The organism is Streptomyces sp. NPDC001002 (assembly GCF_053599215.1).
The window spans coordinates 32,609-50,729 of record NZ_JBSFLV010000066.1; the positions used below are offsets into that span (position 1 = coordinate 32,609).

Here is an 18,121-nt window from a genome sequence, read left to right on the forward strand (position 1 = left end):
TCAAGCGCCCTGTTGCACCCATGTGGTGGCACTGTGCTGTGCCTGTGAGTGCGATTGCCAATTCGTTTCGGGGGCCGGCTGAGGCAGCTGCGGAGCGAGCGCGGGCAGGTGCACGGTGAAGACCGTACGGCCCGGAACGCTGTCCACGGTCACCGCGCCGCCGTGCGCGCTCGCGACGGCCTGCACGATCGCCAGACCGAGCCCGGTCGAGCCGGTGGACCGCGAGCGCGCCGAGTCTCCGCGGGCGAACCGCTCGAAGACGTGCGGGAGCAGGTCGGGCGGGATGCCCTGGCCGTTGTCCTCGACGTCCACGCACATCCACGGGCCGCGCCGCTGCACACGTGCGGTGACGGTCGTGCCCGGTGGGGTGTGCTTGCGGGCGTTGCCGAGCAGGTTGATGAGGACCTGCTGGAGGCGGGCCGCGTCGCCGGAGACGGCGGCGGGTTCGTCGGGCAGGTCGAGGCGCCAGTTGTGGTCCATGCCGGCCGCGCGGGCGTCGCTGATGGTGTCGACGACCAGCGGGATGAGGTCGGTCTGCTCGAACTGGAGCGGCCGGCCGGCATCCAGCCGGGCGAGCAGCAGCAGGTCCTCCACGAGCAGCGTCATACGGCTCGCCTCGGACTCGATACGGCCCAGGGCGTGCCGGGTGTCCGGGCCGACCTGCTCTCTGCCGCGCCGGGTCAGCTCGGCGTACCCGCGGATGGAGGCGAGCGGAGTGCGCAGCTCGTGGCTGGCGTCCGCGACGAACTGCCGTACCCGCATCTCGCTCTGCTGGCGGGCGTGCAGGGCGCCGTGGACGTGGTTCAGCATCCGGTTGAGCGCGGCGCCGACCTGGCCGACCTCGGTGTGCGGGTCGGTCTCGGACTCCGGGACGCGCTCGCTGAGGTTCACCTCGCCGGTGTGCAGCGGGAGTTCGGAGACGCGGGTGGCGGTGCTGGCGACTCGGCGCAACGGGCGGGTGGCGACGCCGACGAGGACGTACCCGGCGATACCTGCGGCGACGAGGCCGGCGGCGGTGACGCTCAGCTCCACGAGGATGAGGGTGTTGACGGTGCTGTCGACGTCGGCGGTGGGCAGGGCGACGTAGAAGCCCTCGGTGGGGGTTTCGGAGTTCGTGGCGTACTTGACCCGGTAGCTCCCGAGCCCGGGAATCGTGACGGTGTGCGTCTTCCCATCCCTCGACACGGACGCGAGGGCCTGACTCTGCGCCGTGGAGAGGTTGACGCCGGTCATTCCCTTGAACGCGCCGTTGGTGTCGTTCTGCTGCTTGCTGTACGCCGCGCTGGCGATCGAGCCGTTCTGCACGTACGCGGCGACGGTGTTGGCCTGCGTCGGGCCGGTGGTGAGGACCTTGTTGACCTTGCCGGAGGCCGAGACGGGCGTGTCGCTGCCGAGGGCCTTGCCACCCGACGTGGACGTGCCGTTCTGGGTCCCGGGGAGGTTGCCCGGGCCATTGCCCTGGTTGTCGCCCAGGGGACGGCCCGCCGCGCGCATGGCGGTCTCCTGCACCTTGCCGTCCAACTGGTCGTACAGATGCGAGCGCAGCGCGAGCGTGGTCACCGTGCCGATCACCGCGCACACCACGGCGATCAGTGTCACGGACGCGACGACGAGCCGGGTCCGCAGGGTGCGCGGCTTACCCGCTCGTCGCTTCTGCGCACGCGGCCGTCGTCGCCCGCTCATGAGGCCGCGGGCTTGATCAGGTAGCCGGCCCCACGCCGGGTGTGGATCATCGGCTCACGTCCGGCGTCGATCTTCCGGCGGAGGTAGGAGATGTAGAGCTCGACCACGTTGGCCTGGCCGCCGAAGTCGTAGGACCACACCCGGTCGAGGATCTGCGCCTTGCTGAGTACACGCCGTGGATTACGCATGAGGAAGCGCAGTAGTTCGAACTCGGTCGCGGTGAGATGGATGCCCTCGCCGGCCCGCGACACCTCGTGGCTGTCCTCGTCGAGGGTGAGGTCACCCACGACCAGCACGGAGTCGGAGCGGCGGTCGGCGGCACCGGAGCGGCGGATGAGCCCGCGCAGCCGGGCGACGACCTCTTCTAGGCTGAACGGCTTGGTGACGTAGTCGTCGCCGCCGGCGGTGAGCCCGGCGATACGGTCCTCGACGGCGTCCTTCGCCGTCAGGAACAGCACCGGCACGTCCGGCAGTTCGCGGCGCATGCGGCCCAGGACGGTGAGGCCGTCCATGTCGGGCAGCATCATGTCCAGGACGACGGCGTCGGGCCGGAACTCCCGCGCGGTCTGGATGGCACCCGTGCCATCACCCGCACTCCGGATCTGCCAGCCCTCATAGCGAAGGGCCATGGACAGCAGTTCGGTGATCGACATTTCGTCGTCCACCACAAGCACTCGGACGGGGCTCCCGTCCGGCCTCAGCAGTTCGGTGCGCCCCTGGGGCGAGGTCGTGGTCATAGTGAGCACACTGTCGGGATCCTCTGAGAGCACGCTTTCGACAACCTGTGATTTCCCTAAGAAACTCACAGGGGCCTCTCAGGCAACCCCTTGGAACCGCTTGCTGGAAGCGGTTGCTGTGGTGGGGGAGACGGAGGGGGCGCGGGGGTGCCTGCCTCGGAGGGCCTCGCAGGGCCTCGCGGAGAGCAAGTGCTTGCCTCGCGGGGAACCGGCGGGACAAGATCCCTCATCTGTTCAAGACGACGGGGGACACGGGGGCTGTGGTGACAGGCAGGGACAGTGGGGGCGGCAGAGGCAACGCGGGCATATCCATCCGGCTGCCGGGGGAACCGGATCCCAACGAGTGGCGCCGGCTGACGCTCTACCTGGTGGCGTACGTGACCGCGGTCCTCTTCAGCCTCACCGGCCAGGAGCCCTGGCACGAGACCTCGACGCCGAAACCCGACGTGGTCACCGGCGCGCAGGGCGCCTTCCCGGCTCCGCTCGGTTCGACGGCACCGCCCACCCCGAACCACGTCCTGCGCCGGACGACCGTCGACGAGACCGTGATGCACGGGCTGTCGATCCGGGCGACGGCGGTGGGCGTGCGGGCCGTGAACCTACGGACCGGCTCGGAGTACTGGCGCTATGAGCGGGGCGGCTACGGGGACGAGGGCGAGGACACGGACGGGAGCTTCTACGCCCCCGCGCTCAATGTGTCCGCGCGCACGGTGCTGGCGGACTTCGCGGACGGCCGGCTCACGGCGATCGACCTGCGCTCGGGCCGGATCCTGTGGCACCGGAACATCGCGGAGGGCGAGAGCCACCAAGGCATGTCCGCCCTGCTCAGCGGCGGCCGCTTCATCACGAACGCCCCCGCCGGCATCCTCGCCCTCGCCGAACGCACCGGCCGCATCCTGTGGACGGCGCGCCGACCGGCCGAGTGCGACGAGACACGGGTCGAGACGGTGTACGACTTCCCGGACCACCTCGTCACGGCTTCGGCGAGCTGCGACGTACTGGGCCCCAAGGAACGCATCGCGGGCTACGACATCGCCCCTTCCGTCGCCAAGAGCACGGACCTGCTCCTCGGCATCGACGACCGCACGGGCAAGATCCTCTGGCGGCAACAGCACGCGGAGCCGTACGACGACCTCCTCCGCGCCGACACCCACACGCTGGCGGCCGTCGGCCCCGAACGCCGTACCCCGCGCCCGGTCCGTCTCCTGGACGTGAGCCGCGAGGGAGCACCGGTACTGGCCACCTTCTCCATCCACCTCCTGGCCGAGGTCACCACGGCCGACGGCATCGCGGTCACCACGGTCGACCCGCACATCTACTACACCGGCTCCCCCACCCTCCTCAGCGCCTACGACACCGGAACGGGCCGCCTGCGCTGGAAACTCCGCGCACCGACCGGCCAGAAGTACGGCGATCCCGTGGTCGCGGACGGCCGGGTGTACGTCGTCCGCCAACCGAACTTCCGGTACGCCGACGCCGGCCACGGCACCTCGGCCGAGCTGCTGGTCCTCGACGCGCGGACGGGACGTTCGGCGCATGTGCTGGAGCTGACGGGGTTGACGGTGCCGAGGGACGTCAACGCGTATGCCTCGCTGGACGTGGGCGAGGTGGGGGACGGCGCGGTCACGGTCAGGTGGCGGGGCGGGCGGAAGGAGGAGCTGTTGCTGACGGGGTGACTCGTACGAGGTCCGCCGCTCACGTCACACCCCGAACAGCCTCGCCCCGTTGTCGTGACACACGGCCCGCAGCCAGTCGTCGCCGAGCTCCAGCCGGTCCAGTGCCTCCAGCTGATGGACGTACGGATAAGGGATGTTGGGGAAGTCGCTGCCGAGCAGGATCCGGTCGCCGAGGTCGGCCAGCCGGGGCAGTGCCCTCCGGGGGAAGGGCGCGAACCGGTCGCTGAAGTCCGTGAACGACATCGTCGTGTCCAGCCGCACCTCGGTGTACCGCTCGGCCAGGTCGAGGAAGTCCTCGTACTCCGTCATCCCCATGTGCGCGACGATCAGCCGCAGTCGGGGATGGCGGGCGAGCACGCGTTCGATCGGCTCGGGTCCGGTGAACTTGCCCGGCATGGGCCCGGAACCGCAGTGGATCACGACCGGCACCCCGGCCTCGGCGAGCAACCCCCAAGCCCCGTCCAGGAGTTCATCGGCCGGGTCGTACGCCCCCACCTGCACATGCGCCTTGAAGACCCGCGCCCCCGCCTCGACGGCCTCCCGGACATAGCCCTCGACCCCCGGCTCCGGGAACAGGGTCGAGGTGTGCAGACAGTCGGGGGTGCGGCGCGCGAAGTCGACGGCCCAGCCGTTGAGCCACTCGGCCATGCCCGCCTTGTGCGGGTAGAGCATCGCGGTGAAGGCACGGACGCCGAACTCCCGGATCAGGGCGACCCGTTCGGCCTCCTCGGCCCGGTAGGTGATGGGCCACTCGACACCACCGGTGAGCGGGCCGAGCGCGTCGAAGTAGCCCCAGACCTTGTGGAGGACGCGCTCGGGCATGAAGTGGGTGTGGACGTCGACGAGGCCGGGGAGCCCGAGGCGCTGCCAGAAGCGGCGGATCTGGTCCTTCTCCTCGACTTCCGTCGCCTCGGCTTCCGTCGCCTCGATCTCCCGACCGTCCATGGTGCCCATCCGTCGTCGACCTTCCGAATCCTCAGAACAGCTCGTCCTGCACCGCCGACACGCCTCTGAACTCCCGCAGGGGAAAGGCCGGTCGGCCCCCGTCCGCAGGTCCCAGCTCCCACCCTGTCATCAGCCGGGTGTCGAGCATGAGGATCTTCCGCTCCTCGTCACCGTCCCCGACCGCGAGATGCAGATCAGGCCCGGCAGCCGCGACCAACTCCCCGCTCACCGCCCCACCGGCGATCAACTCACTCACCTCGCCGACGGCACCCGGCAGATCCGTGAGCCCGAACGCGCCGACATGGTCGACCGGCCGGCACGGCTCCCGGGTGAGCGACTCGGGCCAGTCGGCGAGCGCGACCGCCCGGGCGTGCAACTCCACGACCTCGGCCGCCCGTTCGCTCTCCGCCCCGGGCAGCTCCGCACGCACCGCCCGCTTGTCGGCGTACGGAATCCGATCAGGCACCCGGAGCGCGGCCCGCAACAGCTCTTCGGTCCGGCGGGCGGCCATCAACGGACCGGTGCCGAGCCAGCTGAAGCACACCGCCCCCTGCTCCAGCAGCCGGGCCGACCCCCGCTCGACCGCCGTGATCCCGACCTTGACCATGCCGGGTCCGAACCACGCCAGATATACGCGGTACGGCCGCGGGTCGTCGGCGATCGTGTCGGCGGCCACGGAGTGCGCCCGGTCCAGCCGCGCGCACTCCTCGCACCGCGCCCCCGTACTCCGCCCCGACACCCCCGCCCGCACCGGACACGCGTGCCCCCGCGCTCCCACACACGTCCGCACACCCCCGTCCGCGACCCCGAAGGCCACCCGCTTCCCCCAGGCCAGCGCACTGCGCCGCCCGCCGTCCCACACCAGCACGGGGCCACCGTCCACCCACCGCAGCCCCGAACACTTCCATTCCTGTGCCATCACTCACGAGAGTAGGAGACGGCACTGACAACGGCTGTCGGGGAGGGCGACCGCCTGCGCTCGGGGTTCCGCCCCGCCAACCGGCACCCCACACATCCCGCATGCCCCTCCCGCGCGGTCAGGTCCCGGACCCGCCACGCCCACTGCTCCCGCGGTCGCAGCCCGGGCGCTTTCCCCCACCCGGCGAGGTGCAGAACCCAGGTGACCAGGACACTCACGACGACGATCCCAAGGCCCCCGGCCAGCAGTGCGACCGACGTGGTGCACACGCCGAGTCCCAGCACCGCCGTTCCGACGGTCGCGATGCCGAAGCCGGTCCAGCCCGCCACCCCGGCCGAGGCGCTGGGCGCGATGGACCACCTCATCGCGACGAGCATGATCGGCCAGCAGGAGATGGCTCAGCGGGTGGGCATGAACGTCACCGATCTGACCTGCTTCGGCTACGTCCTCGAAGCCGGCGAGAACCTCCTCACCGCCGGCGACCTGGCGGCCCGCGCCCACGTCACGACGGGCGCGGTGACCGGCATCCTCAACCGCCTGGAACGCGCCGGCTACGTCACCCGCCGCCCCGACCCGACCGACCGCCGCCGGGTCCGCGTGGCCGCCCAACCGGACGCGGAGGCCCGAGTCCGCGAGCTGTACGAGCCGTACTACGCCCGTCTGCACGCCCTGTTCGCCGAGTACTCGCCCGCCGAAGTCGCCGTACTGACCGACTGGTTCACGCGCGCGGGCACCCTCGCGGCGGCCTACATGGAGGAACACCGCCGCACGGACTGACCGGCTTCACCGGCCTTCCCCCCGGTCGCCCCGACCGTGGGGGTAGGGCTGGCTACACCCCCGGTTCGGTAGGACGCTCCATCGTTCCGGCGGGCGAATCACGGAATCGTGGACGCCAGTTGATCCACGACTCCCCGAGACGCAGACGGCTCACGCGTCTCACCGCCCGCCCGGAAGGAACCGCGCCATGGACGCCGTACGGCAGACCCCGACCGCCGGCCCCGGCCCGTTCGCCTCCTTCGTGCGGTTCGTGGTGTGCGGGGGCGGTGTCGGCGTCCTGTCCAGCGCGGCCGTACCGCTGCTGGCGCTGCTGATGCCGTGGGCCCTGTCGAACGCGGTGATCACGATCGCCTCGACGATCCTGTGCACCGAGCTCCACGCCCTGTTCACCTTCGGCACCGGCAAGCGCGCCGGCTGGCGCGAGCACTGGCAGTCGGCGGGTTCGGCGGCCGTCGCCTACGCGGTGACCAGCACGGCGGTACTCGTACTCCACGCCGTCCAGTCCGCACCTTCACTGCTGACCGAACAGACCGTCTACCTCACCGCGTCCGGCCTGGCGGGCCTCGGCCGCTTCCTGGTCCTGCGCCTGTTCGTCTTCGCGACGGAGACCCGGAAGCCGCGGCGCCCGGTCACGACCGCCCGACGGCAGCCGGCCTGGTTCGGTACGAGGACGCCGGCGGCGGCACTGTCACAGGCGGCGTGAGGACGGACGCGGAAGTCGCCCGGCTGCGGGGCGAGTTCGCCTTGCAGCTCTGGCGAGACCCGCTCAACCGCTCGCGCCGGACTTCCCCCCGGCCGGAGTGACCGCGTGCCACTGGCCGTCCTTGCCCTGCCCGTTCACCTGTCCGGCCGCGGTGTCGCCGCTGTACCTGTACAACGGCCAACCGGCGAGGGTGAGTTGCGGCTTGCCGTCGCGGTGGACCGTACCGAGAAGAGTCTTCTCCACGCCGGTGGTCCGCACGGAGTCCTGAGGGGAGTCCGACACGATGACGGGTATCCACGTGTTCGTACACGCCCCGGAACACGTCCACTTGGACGGATCGGACTCGTCCTTGTCGTAGCGGTACAGGGTCATCCCATTGCCGTCGCTGACGACATCACCCGTACCGCCGACCGCGGCGGCGATCAGCGCGGTGGTCGTGCCGGTGCCCCCGTCGCCGGCCGGGGCCGAACTCGCGGACTCCGACGCGGCCGTGGCGACCGGCGCGATCGAGGCGACGCCGCCGGGGCTCGTACCGACGGCGTTGTCGGTCGAGGAGTCGCAGGCCGCCAGCAGCAGCGCGGAGACGAGGCCTGCGACCGAGGCGAGGACGATGCGGTGCGGGATCACGTGGTTGCCCTTCGGGAGTCGCCGTCCACTTACTCCCTAGTACGTGGGGCAGCCCCCGCACTCTCATCGACGACCGCAACCTTGTCGCCCGTTGGTGAGTCTTGGTCGTGCAATTGTCTTCTCTTTGCACTCCCGTGGAGGACCCAAGTGGGCAGACGTGCCCTCATCCGTGGCGGTTTGGCCGTCACCACCTCGCTGACTCTCGCCATGAGCCTCGGCCCGCTGACCGCCGAGGCCCACGCGGCCGGCGCCGCCGAGGTGGTCATCCCGGCACAGACTTCGCTGCTGCCGCAGACCGCGCTGTTCAGCGCCGGACCTTCGGGGTTCCTGCGCTACGAACCCGGCCGTGGCCATGTGTGGACCACCTACACGGGCGAGGACACGGTGGTGGACGCCTCGGCCGACGAGGTCTGGGGCATGCCGGAGTTCGGCGCCGGTTCGGACGTGGTCGCCCGCCACGACGACGGCACGCGGACCGTGACGCTGCGGGACATGGGGGCCGGCGGCGCGGTCACGACGATCGCGCTCCCCCAGGGCCACACCTACCGGGGGACGCTCGGGCGGACCGTCCTCACGACCGCCTGGACGGACGACCGGCTGACCTGGCACCTGCTCGACCTCCAGGACGACGGCACCGTGGGCGACCGCGCGGTCTCCGGCGTCCCGGCCGACGTCTCCTCGGTGAGCTCCGGCAACTCGCCCGTGGCCGACGCCCACGGCACGGTGGTGCAGTACTGGACGGGCAGCACGAACCGCAGCGGCTGGATAGACGCCGACAAGGGCACGTTCGTCGGGCTGCCGTACAACCCGACCGTCACCACGACCGGACGTGTGGTCCTCACCCCCACCCACCTGCTGTCGTGGGACGGGAACAACACCGTCTCCGTCTACTCCCGCGCCGACCTGACCACGGCCGTCCGTACCGTGCCGCTGGAGAACGACTACGCGACCCACCTGCTGGGCATGGTCGGCGACCAGCTCCTGGTCTCCCGCTACGACTCCTCGCTGGGCGCCAAGGACGGCGGCCTGCCCGTGTGGCGGGTCGACGCGCTCGCCCCCGACGGCTCGACGACCAAGGCCGTGCTGGCCCGCTCGGAGAGCCTCGCCCTCGCCGTCCCCACCCCCGACGGCGGGCTCCTCGTGCCCGGCGGCGGCGCCGACACCGCCGACTTCGGGGTGAACCTGGTCCGCGCGGGCGCCGACGGCATCCCCGTCGCCGAGAAGGTCGCCGCCTCCGTACTGAACCCGGTGGCCGACCCCGTACCCCAACTCACCTTGGACAACGGCCGGTTGACCGTGACGGAACGGGACCGCGAGACCGGCCGTACCTCCATGTACAGCCGGACGATCGGCACTACCGGCGACACCCTCACGGTCGGCCCCCGCACCTCCCAGGGCCTCGTCACCACCTCGGCGCCCAGCCTCCTGGGCACCGGGGACGGCCGTACGGTCGTCTGGAACTCGTACCTCTCGGGCGACGACCGCGTCCCCCGGGTCGTCCAGCCGACGGGCACGCTGCCCGGCACGGCGATCGACCCCCAGCACGACTACGTGGTGGTGTCCGAAGCCCAGGGCCGGCACGTCGCGATGGTCACCGCGTACACGGCGGCGACCGGTTCGCAGACGCGGGTGGTCGACCTCGACACCGGCTCCACGGTGCTCACCTCGGCGACGTACGGCAAGGCGCTGTGGGGCACCACCCTGTGGGTGGCGGACGGCAACGACAGCGCCGTGCCGGTCGACGTCCGCACCGGCAAGCGCGGCGAATCGGTGTGGTTCGGCCGGAACTGCCTGCTGGAGGACCTCCAGGCGGTGGGGCGCCTGCTGCTGTGGTCGTGCGTCGGCTCGGCCGAGAGCCAGGGCGTCTACGACACCGTCACCCAGACCAGGACCACCCTCACGCAGGGCGCTTGGGACACCGCCAAGCTCGGCGACGGCTTCGTCGTCACCAGCGCCGGCGGCGAGTTGAAGGTGACCGACGTCCGCGGTGCCACGCCGGTGACGCACTCGGTGGCCACCCTCTCGGGCGGGGAGCCCTGGGACGTCGACCCGTACACCGGCCTGATCGCGTATGTCGACGCCAAGGCGAACACCCACGTGGTGCCCAGCGGCGTCCCCGTCTCAGCGCTGTCCCAGCTCGACGCCTCGGTCGCGGGCTCGGTCGACGTCAAGACCGCGACCTGGAACCCGCGTTGGTGGCTGTCGAAGCAGGTCGCGTCCTGGACGCTCACCCTCAGGAACAAGGCGACCGGTACGACCGTCCGCACCCTCTCCGGCGGTACGGCACAGGGCGCGCTCCAGACCTCCTGGAACGGCAAGGACACGGCCAGCAGGCTCGTAGCCAACGGCGCCTACACCTGGACGCTGACCGCCACCCCGGCCGACGGCCAGGGCGCGGCCCTCACCAGGACCGGCACGCTCAAGGTCACCGGCGCGACCCCGGTCCGACGGGACTTCGCCACCGCGGACGGCTTCGGCGAGGTGCTCACCCTCAACGGCTCGGGCGGACTGACGTACCAGTACGGCACCGGCAGCGGCACCCTGACCGCCAAGAAGACGGGCTCCGGCTGGCCGACGAGCGCGAAGTTCGTGCCGTACGGCGACCTCAACGGCGACCGGTGCAACGACGTCCTCGTGCGCTACGCCAGCGGTGCGCTGCGCGCCTACCGGCCCGCGTGCGGGGCGGCGGTGACCCCGTCGACGCCGTACACCTCGCTGGGCACCAGCGGCTGGACGCAGTACGACGTGCTGACCTCGCCCGGGGACGTCAGCGGTGACGGCCGCGCGGACCTGATCGCCCGCCAGGCCTCCACCGGGGACGTCTACCTCTACAAGGCGACGAGCGCGGGCAAGCTGTCGGCGCGGACGAAGATCGCCTCCAAGTGGACGGGCTACAAGAAGATCGTGGGCGCCGGCGACCTCAACGGCGACGGCCACGGCGACCTGCTGGCGCAGGACAAGTCGAACGAGCTGTGGCGCTACGACGGCACCGCGACGGGCAAGTTCAAGAGCCGGGTGAAGGTCTTCAACGACTGGGGAGCCTCGTACAACGTCATCGTCGGCGTGGGCGACATCACCGGCGACGGCAAGGCGGACCTCGTCTCCCGCGACACGAGCGGGAACGTGTGGCGCACCAACGGCAACGGCAAGGGGTCGTTCGGCGGCCGCACCAAGATCGCCACCGGCTGGCAGAACTACAAGGGCGTGTTCTGAGGCACGCGACAGGCCTTCTTCCCCGGCGGGGCGAACTCCCCGCCGGGGAAGGAGTCGCCGGGGAAGGAGTCGACGGAGAAGGAGTCGCCGGGGTCAGCTCACCGTGGTGATCGGGCGACGGGCTCGTGTCCTCACCGAGCCCTGATCCGGCGGACGTGGACAAGGCAGAACGCGGCCAGGAGTGCCGCCGCCGTGAGGCAGATTCCCGTCTCGACCCATTGGAGGGTGAGGAACTGCTGCGGGTCGAGGTCGCGGGTGTACTTGCCGGTGAGGTGCTGCGTGCGCTCGCACCGCTTCAAGGCCTCCCAGTTGCTGGGCAGGCACGAGAACATGTCGGTGAATGAGCCGTTCGCGCGGGTGTAGCCCTCGTCGAGATGCCAGGCGTTGGGGGTCCGTTCCGGGTACGCGGTGAGGGGGATTCGCTTCACCGTCGGGGTGAGCAGATGGGGCCTCAGCTTCTCCAGGCCGGTCTGGAGGGCGAGGACGGCACCGGCGGATACGGCGACCGCGGCGAGGACGCGACGCAGCAGCAGCCCGACGGCCGCGCCGGTGACGAGCGCGAGAAGCAGGTGCGCGACGCCGGCGGGGCCCGTGAAGGGCAGGTAGGACCAGTCGCTCTGCGGGGTGTTCTCGTGCCAGGCCGTGCCGAGCGAGCCGCCGGCGGTGCGTCCGTGCCGGATGGTGTACCACCACCAGGTGACCGGCGCGGTGATCAGCAGCGCGGCGACGGCGGTGACGGCCGCGGCGACGCCCAGTCTGGCGGCGGCCCATCGACGGCGGCTGACGGACTGGGTCCAGGCGAGCCGGTGGGTGCCGTCCTGGAGTGTCTGCGCGAACAGCGGGGCGCCGAGCAGCGCGCCGACGGCAACCGGCAGGTAGCGCAGGGGTGTTGAGGCCGTGGTCATGACGGTGTCCACGGCGCCGGGTGCGGTGTTGCAGACGGACGGCTCGTCGGGGGTGTAGAGGTGACCTCGCGGGCATGCCGTCGCCCAGTTCTCCACCGCGTCGACGAGCTGACCGTGCTGCCGGACGGCCCAGATCGCGGCCAGGGCGGCGAGCGCGAGTGTCGTCCAGAGAGCCACGCGGTGCTGCCGCCAGGCGAGCCAGACGAGTCCCGCGGTCGGGCAGTCGGCCAGGCGGCGCATGCCGATGCGTGCGTTCATCGGGTCGGCCGGTCCTGACTGCCCCGGGAATCGGGGGCCGGGGCCTCGGCCGCGAGACCGCCGGCGATCAGCGGTGGGGTCTGCGGATTGCGCAGATAGGCCAGCAGGATTTCTTCCAGGGACGGTACGGAGGTGCTCGCGGCGCCGTCGGTGGAGAGGGGAAAACGGACCAGCGCGCTGAGCACCCGTCCGCTGCGGCGCGCCTCGATCACCGTCCCCAGCTGCGGGGGTATCTCCGGTGTGGCGGAGTCGGAACAGGTGAAGGTCATGAGGCTGTGCGCCGCCTCCACGAACTCCGTGTCGTCGGCGACGAGTACGCGTCCGCGGGCCATCAACACGACGTGGTCGCACACCAGATGCAGCTCCGAGATCGCGTGGGACGACATCACGATGGTGGTGCCGTGCTCCGCGGCGCGGGTCATGAGCACGCCGGTCAGGGCGAGACGGCGCTGGGGATCGAGATCGGCCATCGGCTCGTCGAGCAGCAGCAGTTCGGGCTGTTTGCCCAGCGCCAGGGCGAGGGCGACACAGGTGCGCTGACCGGCGGAGAGCCGGCCGACCCGAGCCCTGAGGGGTATGTCGCAGTCGTCGATGATCGCGCGGGCGTCCCTTTCACTCCACCCAGGGTTGAGCCCCCGCCCCAGGCGCAACGTCTCCGCGACGGTGAACCCCCTTTCCAGCGGGCGGTCTTGGAGCAGCACTCCGACGCGAGGCAGGACGGCGGGGGTCCCGGGGGCATGGCCGAGGACACGCAGAGTTCCCGCATCCGCAGGCCGCAGCCCGGCCGCCACGGCGAGCAGGGCGGTCTTGCCGGCGCCGTTGGGCCCGACGAGACCGACGACGCGTCCGCGGGGAACGGCGAAGTCACCGCCCCGCAGAGCCCACCCGTCCCGACCACGGAGCCCGAGGCCTAGGGCCTCAAGTGCGGGCGGGGGGCCGGTAGTTACGTCACGGTCGTAAGAGCCGCGGTCGTAGGAGCGGCTGTCGTAAGAGCCGCCGTCGTAAGAGCCGCCGTCGTGGGAGCGGCCGTCGTAAGAGCGGCCGTCGTAGGAGCCGTCGCTGTCATGGCCGCCGTCGTCATGGCCGCCGTCGTCAGGGGCACCGTCCCCGTGCGCGGCGGACGGGTCGAAGGGGTGGCTCATCGCTCCCCGATCACCGCGAGCCGACCGGCCGGGGGAAGAAGACGTCGAGTTCGGCGGCCAACAACGCGGCCACGTCCTCGCGTTCGAGTCCGCCGGCCCGGGCGGTGGCCATCCAGACGCGCAGCCCGTCCCGCAGGGGGGAGCCCGCCTCCGTGCCCGGCTGCGCGAGTGACGCCCGTACGAACGTCCCTCGCCCCTGCCGGGTGTCCACCAACCCCTCCCGCTCCAGCTCCCGATAGGCCTTCAGGACGGTGTTCGGATTGACGGCCGTCGCAGCGACCACCGCCGAGGCCGACGGCAGCATGTCGCCGGGCACGAGCTGACCGAGCCGCAAGGCCTGCTTGGTCTGCTGAATGATCTGCTGATACGGAGCCACGCCGTTGTGCCGCTCGATTCGATACTCCACGGGTCCACTATCTCACCACTAGCTGAGTAGTGGACCTGTGTTGAGCCGCCATATTTCTCGGCGCCCTCCCTCTCTGAACCATACACCGCAGCTCACTTGGCCTTTCGGTCGCGCGAACCGGTGCCGCACGGAAAGTGTTTGACACGAACGCGGCTCCCACCTAAGACTCACTCCACTAACTAGGTAGTGGACTGATCGAGGGAGCTCTGCCATGCCCACGGACACGGACCGTCCCCTGCGAACGCTGAGTGCTCTCGTCCCGGCGACCACTCGCGCGAACACGGCCGAGGTCGCCCCGGCACCACCCCCGATCCGTCCACGGACCCGGACGCGCACCACCCGCCCCCGCCCTCGCCCCCGCCCCCGCCCCCGAGTCACCGAGGCGGTCCTGCTCTGCCTGCTGGCCCTGGCGGTGCGGCTGCCGTCCTTCCACCGCCCGTTCTGGAGCCCGGACGAGGGCTACCTCGCCACACAGGCGGCGATGCTGCGCAACGGAGGTCACCTGTACGACGACGTCGTGGACCGCAAGCCGCCGCTGCTGCCATGGCTGTACGAGGCGTGCTTCGCCGTCGCGGGCAACGACAACGGACTGGCAGCGGTACGAGTCGCGGCGGTCGTTGCGCTAGGCGTCACCGCGATCCTCACCGCGCGGACGGCGAGCCGCCTGCTGGGCACCTGGGCCGCGCTGCCCGCCGGGGTGATGACGGTGGCGGCCTCCGCGGCCCTGCCCGCGCCGGACGCGATGGCCGCCACCTTCGAGATCTTCATGCTTCCCGCGACCGCGGCCGCCCTCTACTTCGGGATCAGGGGCCGCTTCCTGCTCGCGGGACTGGCCGTCGCCGTCGCCGCCCTGACCAAACAGGTCGGCTTCGCACCCCTGTTGCCCCTGATACCGCTCGCCCTCAGCGGCCCTCGGCGATGGCGGAACACGGCTGCCCTGACCGTGGGAACGGCGGCCCCCGTGACGATCTGCGCCCTCACCCTCGGAACCCACCGCTTCACCTTCTGGGTGTTTCTCTCCTCGGGTTCGTACGCGACATCACCGCTCGACGCGCTGCACGTCGCGAGCCGAGCGGCAGCCGGCCTCGGCAACCTGCTGACCGCGGTCGCCGCGGTGGCGATCCTGCTCCCGCTACTGCCCTGGCGCCGTCGTCCACACGCTCATCCGATACGGCTCCGGCGGGAGCGGACGATGTGGCCGCGAGGTGGTAGGGGTCCCGAGGCCGGGCCCTCCCGCAGCGCCGACCGTCTACTCATCGGATGGCTGCTCGCGTCGGCGATGGCGGTCGCGGTGGGCTGGCACTTCTACGGCCACTACTTCCTCCAACTCGTACCGCCCGTAGTGCTGTTGGCGCTGCGAGTGGTGGATGCGGCCTGCGGGAACCCGCTCGCCGGGCCGACGCTGCTCCGCCGCCAGGTCGCCCGGGCCGGAAGGTCGGCAACCGCTCTGGCCGTGGCGTCATGCTCCCTGCTGGCAGCCGCCTGCTGGACGACTGGCGCGTGGCAGGCACGGCCCCCGCAGATGGAGAAGTCGGTCGCGGTGGCGGCGTTCGTGCGGGACCACAGCGCGCCAGGACAGCCCGTCTTCGTATGGGGCATGCACCCCGAGACCTACTGGCTCTCCGACCGCCCTCCCTCCAGCCGCTACCTCACGGCAGGACTGCTGACGAACTTCAGCGGCGGCGGCGACGTCCGCCGCGTCGGCCCCGCCTACGCGGTCCCCGGCAGCTGGCCCACCTTCCGCCAAGAACTGACCCGCACACCACCGTGCGTCCTGGTGGACGACTCACACGGCACGCCGTACCCGCTCGCGGCCTATCCGGAACTCCGCACGCTGTTGACCGACGGCTACCGACAGGTTGCCGAGATCGAGGGGGCGCGGGTGTATCGCAGGGAGGCTTGCTGAACGGGGGTTTGAGTCGATCGTGGCCGGACTTCTGAAACGCCGAAGGCCCCGGAGTCATCCGAGGCCGGCCATAGATCACGGCTGGTCGCTGATCACTGGTCACTGGTCACTGGTCACTGGGGTTGCTGTACTGCGTTGCCGTACAGCAACGGGTCAGGGCTCCAGTGCCGCCAGGTCCTGTCGGAAGACCGTACGTGCCGCCCGGGTCGCGTCTCCGTGAGCCTGCCTGGCGGCCTGGTACTCATCTGACGTCACCGTGCATCCAGACGCGAGTGCTTCTCGAACCCGACGCAAGGAGTGGTACGAAGCGTCCACGGCTTCCGATACGTCGGTGGTCGCCGTTAGAACGAGCCGTTCTCGTGCCTCATCACACCCCGACGCCTGGAACGCCTGCCGGATCTTGGCTGCCCTCGTCTGTGGATCCGCGTAGTCCTCGTCGGCGGCCAACCGCATAGCCTCGTGCGCACGACGAAGGGCCACCAAGCAGTCCGCGTAGGTAGTTCGGCGGTCCTGCAGCCTGTTGTCCCTGACGGTCCGCCGCCACCGCAAGTGCTCGCCCGCCAGCGTCGCCCCGATCCCGAGCACCGCTCCAAGCGCTGTCCCGACAAGCGTTCCCCACTCCACGCGGAGGATCGTGCCACAAGGCTCCGCCTCACGGCCTCTCCCCCGGGCTCTCAATGCCGGCATCAACCACGCATCGCTCCGCAGGAGTTGTGTGCGCTTCCCAACTGTGGGGGTGGGGTGGTGGCACTCGTACGGAGGCGTTCACCTGCGTTCAAGGTCGGCTGGTCGCCGAGATGGTTTGGCCCCTTGGCTCCTTCTGAACGGCGGTAAACGTGGCTGAATGAGACGGAAACTGAGACGGGCCCCGGGTGCCGGCACCGTAGGGTCTTGGGAATCACCATCAAGTTCGGACCGGCCTACGCCGTCAGGGAGTGACCATGTCGAGTGGCCTGGAGCTACAGCCAGGGGACACTGTCCTGGTAATTGATGGCCCCTTCGCGCAGCTCACGGGGCGGTGCGCGCGGTTGACCAGGAGCGCCACCGCGTACAGCTGATTGTGTAGATCTTCGGAGACGACACTGGTATCGATGTACCTCTCGACGCGGCCGAGAGGCTACCCGACGTCTGAGTGCTGTCCCTCAGCTCGGGAAGCTGCGTTCATGCGGGGGCGCTTCGATCACTGACCTGGGCGTATAGCTGCGTCGCGTCATCGTCAGCCTCGACTGGAGTCACCGTGATTTCCCACTGTTCCCCGTCTCAACTGGTGCGCCTGCGGTGCGGTTGCCCGGCACCCCGCACAGCTGCACTTTCTGATCCGTAGCTCTATATCGGTGAGGCGCTGACGGTCAAAGAGGTCACTCTGAAGCCTCTGAGGGGCGTCGCTCGTCGGGAGTTGCTCTGGTTGCTTTACTTAGTTGCTGTATGGCGTGAGCGGCACGATACGCGCGGGCAAGGTTTTTGCGGCTGATCAAAGTGTGCGGGTGAGCGTCGCCGAACACCTGTTTACGCTGAGCCAAGGTGGCCTCGTACAACGGGATCGCCCGCCTTAGATCCCCCGCCGACTCGTAGCCGAAAGCGAGGTTGTTGCGGCTGGCCAGGGTGTAGGGGTGGGTGTCACCCAGAACCTGCTCGCACTGGGCGAGGGTCGCCTCGTACAGCGGGATCGCCCGCCCCAGATCCCCCGCCGCCCGGTACGCACCGGCGAGGTTGTTGCGGCTCGTCAGGGTATCGGGATGAGTGTCACCCAGTACCCGTTCACGCTGGGCCAAGGTGGCCTCGAGTAGCGAGATTGCCCGCTCCAGATCGCCTGCCGCAAGATAGGCGCTGGCGAGGTTGCAGCGGGTGCTCAGGGTCCCAGGGTGGGTATTGCCTAGGACGTGCTCAGCCTGGGCGAGGGTCGCCTCGTACAGCGGGATCGCCCGCCCCAGATCCCCCGCCGACTGGAAGGCGTAGGCGAGGTTGTTGCGGCTTTGCAGGGTGTCGGGGTGGGTGTCACCCAGAACCTGCTCACGCTGGGCCAAGGTGGCCTCATACAACAGGACGGCCCGCCCCAGATCGCCCGATGACTCGTAGGCACTGGCGAGGTTGTTGCGGCTGATCAGCGTGTGCGGGTGGGTGTCACCCAGAATCTGCTCACGCTGGGCCAAGGTGGCCTCATACAACGGGATCGCCCGCCCCAGATCCCCCGCCGACTGGAAGGCGTAGGCGAGGTTGCTGCGGC

Annotated in this window: 16 protein-coding genes; 5 read left to right on the plus strand and 11 right to left on the minus strand. The window is 70.4% G+C overall.

All coding sequences use genetic code 11. The features are described from left to right. The gene (locus tag ACWDR3_RS27460) at positions 1 to 1,683 is read right to left on the minus strand and encodes a sensor histidine kinase (RefSeq protein WP_450355241.1); all 1,683 of its coding nucleotides are present in this window, start codon (positions 1,681 to 1,683) and stop codon (positions 1 to 3) included. After that, complete coding sequence (locus ACWDR3_RS27465; RefSeq protein ID WP_185146104.1) at positions 1,680 to 2,420, minus strand: response regulator transcription factor; 741 nt, start codon at positions 2,418 to 2,420, stop codon at positions 1,680 to 1,682. Before ACWDR3_RS27465 ends, ACWDR3_RS27460 begins: the two co-directional genes overlap by 4 nt. Positions 2,421 to 2,683: 263 nt before the next feature. Between ACWDR3_RS27465 and ACWDR3_RS27470 the strand changes: the two genes are divergently transcribed. Next, positions 2,684 to 4,096 carry an outer membrane protein assembly factor BamB family protein gene (locus tag ACWDR3_RS27470; protein WP_450355242.1) on the plus strand — a complete coding sequence of 471 codons (1,413 nt, stop codon included), beginning with the start codon at positions 2,684 to 2,686 and terminating at the stop codon, positions 4,094 to 4,096. A gap of 24 nt (positions 4,097 to 4,120) precedes the next feature. Here ACWDR3_RS27470 and ACWDR3_RS27475 read toward each other — a convergent pair whose 3' ends face one another. The 3 genes from ACWDR3_RS27475 to ACWDR3_RS27485 are packed head-to-tail and all read right to left on the minus strand — an operon-like array spanning position 4,121 to position 6,325. Next, positions 4,121 to 5,050: an amidohydrolase family protein gene (locus ACWDR3_RS27475; RefSeq protein ID WP_450355243.1), complete on the minus strand. Its 930-nt coding sequence runs from the start codon at positions 5,048 to 5,050 to the stop codon at positions 4,121 to 4,123. A 22-nt stretch (positions 5,051 to 5,072) separates the two neighbouring features. Continuing rightward, positions 5,073 to 5,960 carry a DUF2797 domain-containing protein gene (locus ACWDR3_RS27480; RefSeq protein WP_450355244.1) on the minus strand — a complete coding sequence of 296 codons (888 nt, stop codon included), beginning with the start codon at positions 5,958 to 5,960 and terminating at the stop codon, positions 5,073 to 5,075. After that, positions 5,960 to 6,325, minus strand: coding sequence for an HGxxPAAW family protein (locus ACWDR3_RS27485; RefSeq protein WP_450355245.1), 366 nt, complete (start codon positions 6,323 to 6,325; stop codon positions 5,960 to 5,962). The genes ACWDR3_RS27480 and ACWDR3_RS27485 overlap by 1 nt, the downstream gene beginning before the upstream one ends. Here ACWDR3_RS27485 and ACWDR3_RS27490 point away from each other — a divergent pair. Both ACWDR3_RS27490 and ACWDR3_RS27495 read left to right on the plus strand, forming a co-directional pair. Then, positions 6,264 to 6,737: a MarR family winged helix-turn-helix transcriptional regulator gene (locus ACWDR3_RS27490; RefSeq protein ID WP_450355246.1), complete on the plus strand. Its 474-nt coding sequence runs from the start codon at positions 6,264 to 6,266 to the stop codon at positions 6,735 to 6,737. The genes ACWDR3_RS27485 and ACWDR3_RS27490 overlap by 62 nt on opposite strands. Positions 6,738 to 6,924: 187 nt before the next feature. Next, the gene (locus tag ACWDR3_RS27495; protein WP_450355247.1) at positions 6,925 to 7,440 is read left to right on the plus strand and encodes a hypothetical protein; all 516 of its coding nucleotides are present in this window, start codon (positions 6,925 to 6,927) and stop codon (positions 7,438 to 7,440) included. Between the two features lie 63 nt (positions 7,441 to 7,503). Here ACWDR3_RS27495 and ACWDR3_RS27500 read toward each other — a convergent pair whose 3' ends face one another. Continuing rightward, positions 7,504 to 8,067 (minus strand): hypothetical protein, encoded by a 564-nt coding sequence (locus ACWDR3_RS27500; protein ID WP_450355248.1) that lies wholly within the window; start codon positions 8,065 to 8,067, stop codon positions 7,504 to 7,506. Between the two features lie 147 nt (positions 8,068 to 8,214). Here ACWDR3_RS27500 and ACWDR3_RS27505 point away from each other — a divergent pair, with 147 nt between their 5' ends. Next, positions 8,215 to 11,280, plus strand: a complete 3,066-nt coding sequence (locus tag ACWDR3_RS27505; RefSeq protein ID WP_450355249.1) for an FG-GAP-like repeat-containing protein — start codon at positions 8,215 to 8,217, stop codon at positions 11,278 to 11,280. Between the two features lie 131 nt (positions 11,281 to 11,411). Here ACWDR3_RS27505 and ACWDR3_RS27510 read toward each other — a convergent pair whose 3' ends face one another. Genes ACWDR3_RS27510 through ACWDR3_RS27520 form a run of 3 tightly spaced genes read right to left on the minus strand, consistent with a single transcriptional unit; the run spans position 11,412 to position 13,991 of the window. Beyond that, positions 11,412 to 12,443 carry an ABC transporter permease subunit gene (locus ACWDR3_RS27510; protein WP_450355250.1) on the minus strand — a complete coding sequence of 344 codons (1,032 nt, stop codon included), beginning with the start codon at positions 12,441 to 12,443 and terminating at the stop codon, positions 11,412 to 11,414. Further along, positions 12,440 to 13,585 (minus strand): ABC transporter ATP-binding protein, encoded by a 1,146-nt coding sequence (locus tag ACWDR3_RS27515; RefSeq protein ID WP_450355251.1) that lies wholly within the window; start codon positions 13,583 to 13,585, stop codon positions 12,440 to 12,442. Before ACWDR3_RS27515 ends, ACWDR3_RS27510 begins: the two co-directional genes overlap by 4 nt. Before the next feature lie 10 nt (positions 13,586 to 13,595). Continuing rightward, entirely contained in the window at positions 13,596 to 13,991 is a 396-nt protein-coding gene (locus ACWDR3_RS27520; RefSeq protein WP_450355252.1) for a GntR family transcriptional regulator, read from the minus strand. Between the two features lie 211 nt (positions 13,992 to 14,202). Between ACWDR3_RS27520 and ACWDR3_RS27525 the strand changes: the two genes are divergently transcribed. Continuing rightward, a complete protein-coding gene (locus ACWDR3_RS27525; RefSeq protein ID WP_450355253.1) occupies positions 14,203 to 15,897 on the plus strand; it encodes a glycosyltransferase family 39 protein in 1,695 nt (564 codons plus the stop codon). Between the two features lie 153 nt (positions 15,898 to 16,050). On the opposite strand, the gene ACWDR3_RS27530 is transcribed toward ACWDR3_RS27525, so the two are convergent. Next, complete coding sequence (locus ACWDR3_RS27530; RefSeq protein ID WP_450355254.1) at positions 16,051 to 16,521, minus strand: hypothetical protein; 471 nt, start codon at positions 16,519 to 16,521, stop codon at positions 16,051 to 16,053. A gap of 734 nt (positions 16,522 to 17,255) precedes the next feature. Next, positions 17,256 to 18,121 (minus strand): tetratricopeptide repeat protein (locus ACWDR3_RS27535; protein ID WP_450355255.1); only part of this gene is annotated, 866 nt, incomplete at its 5' end.

Bases quoted from the DNA above. Each gene is read 5' to 3' on its own strand.
- ACWDR3_RS27460 (WP_450355241.1), bottom strand. From the start codon at position 1,683: ATGAGCGGGCGACGACGGCCGCGTGCGCAGAAGCGACGAGCGGGTAAG.
- ACWDR3_RS27465 (WP_185146104.1), bottom strand. From the start codon at position 2,420: ATGACCACGACCTCGCCCCAGGGGCGCACCGAACTGCTGAGGCCGGAC.
- ACWDR3_RS27475 (WP_450355243.1), bottom strand. From the start codon at position 5,050: ATGGGCACCATGGACGGTCGGGAGATCGAGGCGACGGAAGCCGAGGCG.
- ACWDR3_RS27480 (WP_450355244.1), bottom strand. From the start codon at position 5,960: ATGGCACAGGAATGGAAGTGTTCGGGGCTGCGGTGGGTGGACGGTGGC.
- ACWDR3_RS27490 (WP_450355246.1), top strand. From the start codon at position 6,264: ATGCCGAAGCCGGTCCAGCCCGCCACCCCGGCCGAGGCGCTGGGCGCG.
- ACWDR3_RS27485 (WP_450355245.1), bottom strand. From the start codon at position 6,325: ATGAGGTGGTCCATCGCGCCCAGCGCCTCGGCCGGGGTGGCGGGCTGG.
- ACWDR3_RS27495 (WP_450355247.1), top strand. From the start codon at position 6,925: ATGGACGCCGTACGGCAGACCCCGACCGCCGGCCCCGGCCCGTTCGCC.
- ACWDR3_RS27510 (WP_450355250.1), bottom strand. From the start codon at position 12,443: ATGAACGCACGCATCGGCATGCGCCGCCTGGCCGACTGCCCGACCGCG.
- ACWDR3_RS27515 (WP_450355251.1), bottom strand. From the start codon at position 13,585: ATGAGCCACCCCTTCGACCCGTCCGCCGCGCACGGGGACGGTGCCCCT.
- ACWDR3_RS27525 (WP_450355253.1), top strand. From the start codon at position 14,203: ATGCCCACGGACACGGACCGTCCCCTGCGAACGCTGAGTGCTCTCGTC.